The sequence below is a fragment of the Peribacillus sp. P4_C12 genome, assembly GCF_056402095.1.
The window spans coordinates 1-7,515 of the sequence record NZ_JBFUIB010000161.1 but is presented as its reverse complement, the minus strand read 5'-3'; the positions used below and the strand labels follow the sequence as shown (position 1 = coordinate 7,515).

9 protein-coding genes are annotated in these 7,515 nt (G+C 36.8%); 8 read left to right on the top strand and 1 reads right to left on the bottom strand.

Translation table 11 applies throughout. The annotated features are described in order from the left end of the window. The 7 genes from ypeB to fni all read left to right on the top strand — a co-directional run. A partial coding sequence (ypeB, locus tag AC1DUW_RS17160; protein ID WP_477643043.1) for a germination protein YpeB occupies positions 1-1,298 on the top strand: 1,298 nt, incomplete at its 5' end. Between the two features lie 130 nt (positions 1,299-1,428). Next, the gene (locus tag AC1DUW_RS17155) at positions 1,429-2,142 is read left to right on the top strand and encodes a flagellar brake protein (protein ID WP_053346795.1); all 714 of its coding nucleotides are present in this window, start codon (positions 1,429-1,431) and stop codon (positions 2,140-2,142) included. A 58-nt stretch (positions 2,143-2,200) separates the two neighbouring features. Beyond that, positions 2,201-2,386: a YpfB family protein gene (locus AC1DUW_RS17150; RefSeq protein WP_053346794.1), complete on the top strand. Its 186-nt coding sequence runs from the start codon at positions 2,201-2,203 to the stop codon at positions 2,384-2,386. Positions 2,387-2,578: 192 nt separating this feature from the next. Further along, the gene (cmk, locus tag AC1DUW_RS17145; RefSeq protein WP_053346793.1) at positions 2,579-3,253 is read left to right on the top strand and encodes a (d)CMP kinase; all 675 of its coding nucleotides are present in this window, start codon (positions 2,579-2,581) and stop codon (positions 3,251-3,253) included. A 2-nt stretch (positions 3,254-3,255) separates the two neighbouring features. Then, positions 3,256-3,837, top strand: a complete 582-nt coding sequence (locus AC1DUW_RS17140; protein WP_053348125.1) for a lysophospholipid acyltransferase family protein — start codon at positions 3,256-3,258, stop codon at positions 3,835-3,837. Positions 3,838-4,052: 215 nt separating this feature from the next. Next, positions 4,053-5,189, top strand: a complete 1,137-nt coding sequence (rpsA, locus tag AC1DUW_RS17135; protein WP_053346792.1) for a 30S ribosomal protein S1 — start codon at positions 4,053-4,055, stop codon at positions 5,187-5,189. A gap of 19 nt (positions 5,190-5,208) precedes the next feature. Beyond that, on the top strand, positions 5,209-6,255 hold the full coding sequence (gene fni / locus AC1DUW_RS17130) for a type 2 isopentenyl-diphosphate Delta-isomerase (RefSeq protein WP_053348124.1): 1,047 nt from the start codon (positions 5,209-5,211) through the stop codon (positions 6,253-6,255). A 52-nt stretch (positions 6,256-6,307) separates the two neighbouring features. On the opposite strand, the gene AC1DUW_RS17125 is transcribed toward fni, so the two are convergent. Continuing rightward, positions 6,308-6,439, bottom strand: coding sequence for a YpzI family protein (locus AC1DUW_RS17125; protein ID WP_083450807.1), 132 nt, complete (start codon positions 6,437-6,439; stop codon positions 6,308-6,310). A gap of 135 nt (positions 6,440-6,574) precedes the next feature. On the opposite strand from AC1DUW_RS17125, the gene AC1DUW_RS17120 reads away from it, so the two are divergent. After that, positions 6,575-7,195 (top strand): YphA family membrane protein, encoded by a 621-nt coding sequence (locus tag AC1DUW_RS17120; protein ID WP_053346791.1) that lies wholly within the window; start codon positions 6,575-6,577, stop codon positions 7,193-7,195. The last annotated feature ends 320 nt before the right edge of the window (positions 7,196-7,515 follow it).

Genomic DNA, 7,515 nt, shown 5'->3' with positions numbered 1-7,515 from the left:
GGGGCTATCAAGAACATAAGGAAAAAAATGCTGTATTAATCAATGCGGAAAACACGTATCAGCGGGCCTTTCATGATTTAAGCTATCAAGTAGACTTATTGCATGATAAAGTCGGCAGCACATTGGCTATGAATTCTCGATATTCATTAAGTCCGGCCTTAACCGATGTATGGCGTATCACTTCCGAAGCCCAAAGTGATGTTGGACAGCTGCCGTTGACCCTGCTCCCATTCAATAAAACGGAAGAATTTTTATCGAAAATTGCGGACTTCAGTTATAAAACAGCTGTACGTGACCTTGAAAAAGAACCATTGAATGATAAGGAATATTCGACTTTACAATCCTTGTACACCCAGGCAGGTGACATCCAGGACGAGTTAAGAAAAGTGCAATATCTAGTCCTTAAAAACAATTTACGCTGGATGGATGTCGAAATGGCTCTTGCATCAGGAAAAGAAAATTCGGATAACACGATCATCGACGGATTAAAAACGGTAGAGAAAAAAGTATCTGGGTATGGGGAAACAAATGAGATGAATCCGACTTTTACTTCTGTACAACAGAAGGAGGAAAATTACAAAAATTTAGAAGGTAAAGTCTATACAAAAGAAGAAGCTGTTGATGTTGCAAAAGGTTATGCCCATATTAAAAACGGAAATTTGAAGGTGAATGTTGAAGAAAACGGCAAAGGTTCCGATTACGGATTTTACAGTGTAAGCATTCTTGATAAGGATACCAATAACGAAGTGAATATGGATTTGACCAAAAAAGGCGGTTATCCAATTTGGTATATCAATAATAGGGACGTTAACAAAACAAATATTGATTTGAATCAGGCATATACTAAAGCCGCAGATTTTTTAAAAGAACATGATTTCAGTTCACTTGAATTGTTTGAAAGTGCACAATACGATAATATCGCTCTGTTAAATTTCGTGACATCAATAGATGGAGTCAAGATCTATCCGGATTCAGTCAAGGTTAAAATAGCATTGGATGATGGATCTGTTATAGGATTTTCAGCAGACGAGTTTTTAAAATCACATAAGGTTAGGGAAATTGGAAACCCAAAAATTTCTGAGGAAGAAGCAAAGAAAAAAATTAACTTAAATGTTAAAATAATGGATCAAGGGAAAGCGTTAATCATTAATGATATTGGCGATGAAGTACTCTGTTATGAATTTCTTGGTACGATTAAAGAAGATACATACCGTATTTTCATTAATGCTGATAACGGCCAAGAAGAAAAAGTGGAAAAACTAAAAAATTCCGAGCCAATATACGAAAATTTAATGTAATTCTCTAAAAATTTACTTTACTTACTATCATAGGGAAATGTGCCTAGTCACTTTCCCTTTTTCTTATTTCATGACATAATAATATAAACTATTTTATGGATTATGTGGGAAAAATTATTGGGAAATTCTTATGCAATCTCCTTCTTTAGTGGCTATCATAGAATGCGAGGACGTGGAAATCACAATGATTAATATTGGCGATATATTAATACTGGAACAGATATATTCTTCTCAAAATGAAAAGTTCAAATGTATGGTTGTAGAAATGGAAGCTGGGTGTGTTTATATAGACTTTCCCATCAATTTAGCGACTGGAAAAAATGCATTTCTTGTAGACGGAACTCAAGTGAACGTTACATTTTCTAATAAGGAACAGGCTGTATATGTTTTTGAGTCGGAGGTTTTAGGAAAAGTGAAAGGTCAGATACCGATGATGCAACTACTATTGCCGGATGTAGAAACATTTGTGAAGATTCAAAGAAGGCATTACGTTCGTCTTGATGTAACGCTTGATACAGCCATCCATCCCGAACATTCTGAGTTTACTCCATTTCGTGCACTTACTGAGGACATAAGTGCCGGCGGAGCTTCTATCAGGCTTATAAAAGGTGCAAATATAAAATCGGATTCACAATTATATCTGTGGATGGCTCTTACTCTAAAATCAGGGCAAATCAACTACTTGCGGTTAAAAAGTCGAGTCATTCGAGTAACTGAGAAAGACCAGTGTAATATGCTACTGCACATACAATTCATTGAACCAACGAAAAATGATGTACAAACATTAATGAAATTTATTTTTGAAAAGCAAGTGGATTTAAAGAAAAAAAGGTTGTATGTTTGAATGAAAAACAGCGATTCTTTCCATACTGATAAGATAATCAGTGTGGAAGGAGCAGCTTATGAAAACATTTGAAAGGCTGTTAATTAAAGTGATTATTATCCAACTGGTCTGTTTGTTCTTTTTTCAGTTCCTTTTGAGCAGGGAGGATCATATCTTCGAATTAACTAAGCTCTCAAGGTATGAAGGTGTCAATAGCAATAATTATACGAAAATCATTGAAACCTTCAATGGAATATCAAAATAAAAGCGGCCAATCCGCTTTTTTTTGTATGAAGTTTTTTTCTGGAAGGAAAACTATTAATGGCCTTTGAAATCGAAAGTATACAAAAGCGAATTTGGATGTACACGCCCTTTTATTAATGATTTTCCCGTTAATTGTGATAAAATGAAAGGGTATAAAATAATCAGCATGATTGTAGGATTCTTGGGAGGATTTATGGAAAAAAAATTATCAGTTGCAATCGATGGACCAGCTGCTGCTGGAAAAAGTACGGTTGCTAAAATTGTTGCAGAAAAGTTCAATTACATATATGTGGATACAGGTGCAATGTACAGGGCCTTAACCTATAAAGCTCTGAATCATCAGATTCCTCTGAATGATGAACAAGCTCTATTTGAGATTCTTATTAATACAGAAATTGAATTAAGACCGAGTGAAAATGGGCAGTTGGTGTTCTTAGATAATGAAAACGTTACAGCCCAAATAAGAAACAATGAAGTGACTGGATCTGTATCAGAAGTGGCGAAGCACCGGAGCATCCGAGAAGAAATGGTGCGTAGGCAGCAGAATTTTGGTGAAAATGGTGGAGTTGTCATGGATGGTAGAGATATCGGGACACATGTGTTACCTAATGCCGAAGTAAAAGTATTTCTAATTGCCTCTGTAGATGAACGAGCTCAGCGGAGACATCAAGAAAATATTTTAAAAGGTTTCCCATCCGATATTGAAAAGTTAAGAGAAGAAATTGCAACAAGGGACAAGCTGGACTCGGAACGCGAAGTAGCTCCCCTGAAAAAGGCAACAGATGCTATAGAAATTGATACGACTTCATTATCAATTCAAGAAGTGGCAGAAAGTATCATGTCTTTGATAGAAGAGAGGAAAAGATGAAATTGGATTTTTACACATTTGCCAAAAACGTCGTTAAAAGCGTTTTAATGCCTTCGTATAGGGTTAAAACGCTTGGGAAGGAACATTTCCCTAAAGATGGAGGGGTATTGATTTGTGCCAATCACATTGATAATTTGGATCCTCCTATAGTTGGCATAACGTCTCCAAGGGATATTCACTTCATGGCGAAGGAAGAGTTGTTTCAAGCACCAGTTTTAAAGGGTATTTTACCAAGAGTAAATGCCTTTCCCGTAAAGCGGGGAAATAGTGATCGGGAATCTCTTAGAAAAGGTTTAAAGCTTTTAAAAGAAGGTAAGGTGCTTGGACTGTTTCCGGAAGGGACTAGAAGTAAGACAGGTGAATTGGGAGAAGGTATGGCTGGAGCTGGGTTTTTCGCATTGCGTTCTGATGCGGTAATTATACCTTGTGCAATTATTGGTCCCTATAAGTTTTTGCGACCATTAAAAGTGGTTTATGGTCCACCAATAAATTTCACTGAATATAGGGAAAAAAAGATTTCAGCCGATGAAGCAACCAAGATTATTATGGACCAAATCGGAAAATTGATTTCTGAGCATAAATAATCCTTCATACTTGACAATTTTATGATTTTGTTAGAATTTATAAAATAGGGGTATAGTTCCGTTTTAGGGATGAAAAGGAAAAAACCTTGTTACTCTAAAAAAAAGCTGTTTTTATCTTTATTAGGAAAGTGTTTTTATTGAACCACTTTAAATAAAATATGTGGCCGATGAAGAGGAAATTTGCTGATCAGTCATGGGTTAAGGAGGAGTTAGTAATGACAGAAGATATGAATCAGGTAGAAGTGAACAATTACAAAGTTGGGGATCAAGTAAAAGCAACCGTTTCAAAGGTAGAAGAAAAACAGGTTATTGTAGATGTAGAAAACAGCAAGTCAGATGGAATTATTCCTATCAGTGAGCTGTCGAGCCTTCATGTCGAAAAGGCGTCAGATGCCGTTTCGGAGGGTGATATATTGGAGCTTGAAGTTATTAAAGTAGAAGAAGAAGCTCTTATTCTATCAAAACGTAAAATTGATGCGTTAAAAGCATGGGATGACCTGGAACAAAAATTTGAAAACGGAGACGTATTTGAGGCAGAAGTAAAAGATGTTGTCAAAGGCGGTCTTGTTGTAGATCTAGGCGTACGTGGTTTTGTTCCAGCTTCTTTAGTAGAAGACTACTTCGTTGAAGACTTTTCTGATTACAAAAACAAAACTTTAACATTCAAGATTGTTGAGCTTGAGAAGGATAAGAATCGTTTAATTCTCTCCCATCGGGCAGTCATACAAGATCTAAAAGAAAAACAAAAAGCAAATGTTCTTGATACAATTGAAAGCGGGCAAGTACTCCATGGAACAGTACAAAGGATTACCGACTTTGGTGCATTTGTCGATATTGGAGGGGTAGACGGACTTGTCCATATTTCTCAGCTTTCTCATGAGCATGTAGATAAGGCATCAGATGTCGTTACCGAAGGCGATGAAGTGCAGGTGAAAGTTCTTTCTATTGATCGCGATAATGAAAGGATTTCACTATCCATAAAAGATACTCTTCCGGGGCCTTGGACAGATATTTCTGATAAAGCCGCGAAAGGATCTACACAAAAGGGCATCGTGAAACGCCTTGTTTCTTTCGGAGCATTCGTGGAGATTTTCCCGGGAGTAGAAGGACTTGTTCATATTTCGCAGATTTCACACAAACATATAGCAACACCGCAGGAAGTGTTAAAAGAAGGTCAGTCTGTCGAAGTGAAAGTTCTTGATGTCAATGAAAAAGAACACCGTTTATCATTGAGCATCAAAGAACTTGAAGATCCTCAGTCCAATTACACATCAGATTATGAACTCCCTGAAGAAACAAAGGGCTTTCAGCTGGGTGAAATGATTGGTGATCAATTGAAAAAACTAAAATAAGAAAATAATGGTGATAGCCTTGGAGAGAGCAAAACGAAAGTTAGAGCATATAGACTTTGCATTAAAAACAGGTCAGCAGCGTAAATCCGGACTAGAAGATATTTCGTTTATTCACCAGAGCGTACCAGGAATTTCTTTGAATAATGTGGACCTCACAGTAGAAATTGGCGGACTTAATTTAAGTTCGCCAATTTTTATAAATGCAATGACCGGAGGCGGTGGTCTTGAAACGGAAAAGCTGAATAGGGATTTGGCGATTGCTGCAAGGGAAACAGGAATTGCTATGGCAGTTGGATCACAAATGGCAGCCATAAAGGATTCCGGTCAGCAGGCATCCTTTAAAGTAGCGAGACAGGAGAACCCTAAAGGAGTCCTGATTGGTAATCTGGGAGGTGAAGCAACTGTAGAGCAAGCAAAGCGAGCGAGCGATATGATTGAGGCTGACGCTCTGCAGATTCATCTCAATGTCATTCAAGAGCTTACAATGCCTGAAGGAGATCGGAATTTTGCAGGTACATTATCACGAATTGAAGAAATCAACAGGTGTCTTGGAGTTCCTATGATTGTAAAAGAAGTCGGGTTTGGAATGAGTAAGGAAACGGTTGAACAATTACTTTCCGTAGGAGTTTCGATCATTGATGTGGGCGGGTTCGGCGGAACGAATTTTGCGAAGATAGAAAATGAAAGACGAGCGAAAATACTTAGCTATTTTAATGAATGGGGTATTCCAACAGCTGCCTCAATAGTAGAAGCGGTAAATGTTTCACCTGCGCTTTCAGTTATAGGATCAGGTGGAATTCAATGCCCTTTAGAAATTACCAAAAGCCTGGCCTTAGGAGCAAAAGGTGTAGGTTTAGCCGGCCATTTCCTAAAACTGTATAAAGAATTGGGATTGGCACAGTTAATTAAAGAAATAAACTACATACATGAAGATTTAAAAATCATCATGACGGCGCTTGGAGCTGCTAATATTTCTGAATTAAGGAAAACAAAAATAGTTATTGCTGGTAATACCTATCATTGGTTAACTCAAAGAGGTATTGATTGCTCGACATATGCTAAATAAAAAAAGAAGCATCTCTAATTGTTCAAAGACAATCGGATGCTTCTTTTTTTATTTAGCTGTTTCTTTTTCTTGCCTCTTCCGGGCTTTCCATTATAGTGGCCCCTTTATCATTCAGTGATTGGTCTCTATCAGATTCCACCCGTTTACTTTCTTTCAATTTCTTTTCTTGACGATCTTTACCCATGAGTACACCTCCTTTTTGTAAATAACTAAATGAAAAGTTTTAGGTATAGATATTACAAGTACTCATTAAAAATTAAGCTTTACGTTTATTCTTTAAATAAACAAGCCATAATGTTTCCTAAAAGGGGGACGCTACATGGATGGAATTTTGTTTTATTGGATGTCATGGATAGTTTGGGTCATTGTCATGTATTTTATTCCAAAGACGGTTCCCTTTCGTTTTGATTTTCTTTTTCATTTGTTAGCTGTCATGGTTTTAGCAGGATATAATCTGGAGGTTTTCTTGCTTTCTATACATATGAGCGGTATATATCTTATCTTTATACTTTGTGTGTACATAAGGAAGCAATCTATCATCAAGATTATAGAGCTGATCAGCGGTTGCCTTATAATCACCTTAGCTTATGCTAGTTTTCAACTATTTTCTATGCTTGATCCCATTTGGCTCATTATGAAACCTTCTTACCTGTTGTGTATTTTTCTGAATTATCTTATCCTATTACTTTTTAAAAATTGGAAACATCGCTTGTTCGTCCTATTAGTTGGATTGATTATGGGTGACCTCGTATATTCGGGATTGCTTGTCTATCATTCATTGTTCTATGAGGCACTTACATACGCATGGCATGATAATGCAGTACTGATATTGTGTGCGAACATAGTCTGGAGACTATTGGAACTTATGAGTAGATACATTTTTTCATCATCTCAATCGAGGTTTTTATCGAAGCAGAGAAAAGGGAACTTTAATCAATGAAAGTTTCTGACCTAACTATTAATGAAGCCAGAATATACGGTATGAGGATAAATGCTGGTTTTATCCAATAAGCAAAGCTCTATTTGGATTTAATTGGAATCGGAAGGCTTTTATGCATACAAACATTGTTGATTGGCGAGAAATTTGTTACTATAGGATAGTTAGAGGTCTGTAGATAAATCGTAATATGCTCTAATCAAATAAAAAGGAAGCTGAATGCCGAAAGCTTTTTTCGGCTATCTTCGTTTTTTTGGGCTGTTTTTAATCACGTTTTACCATGCTGAGAGTTCAGCTCAGCATGGTAAAACGTGATTAAAAAC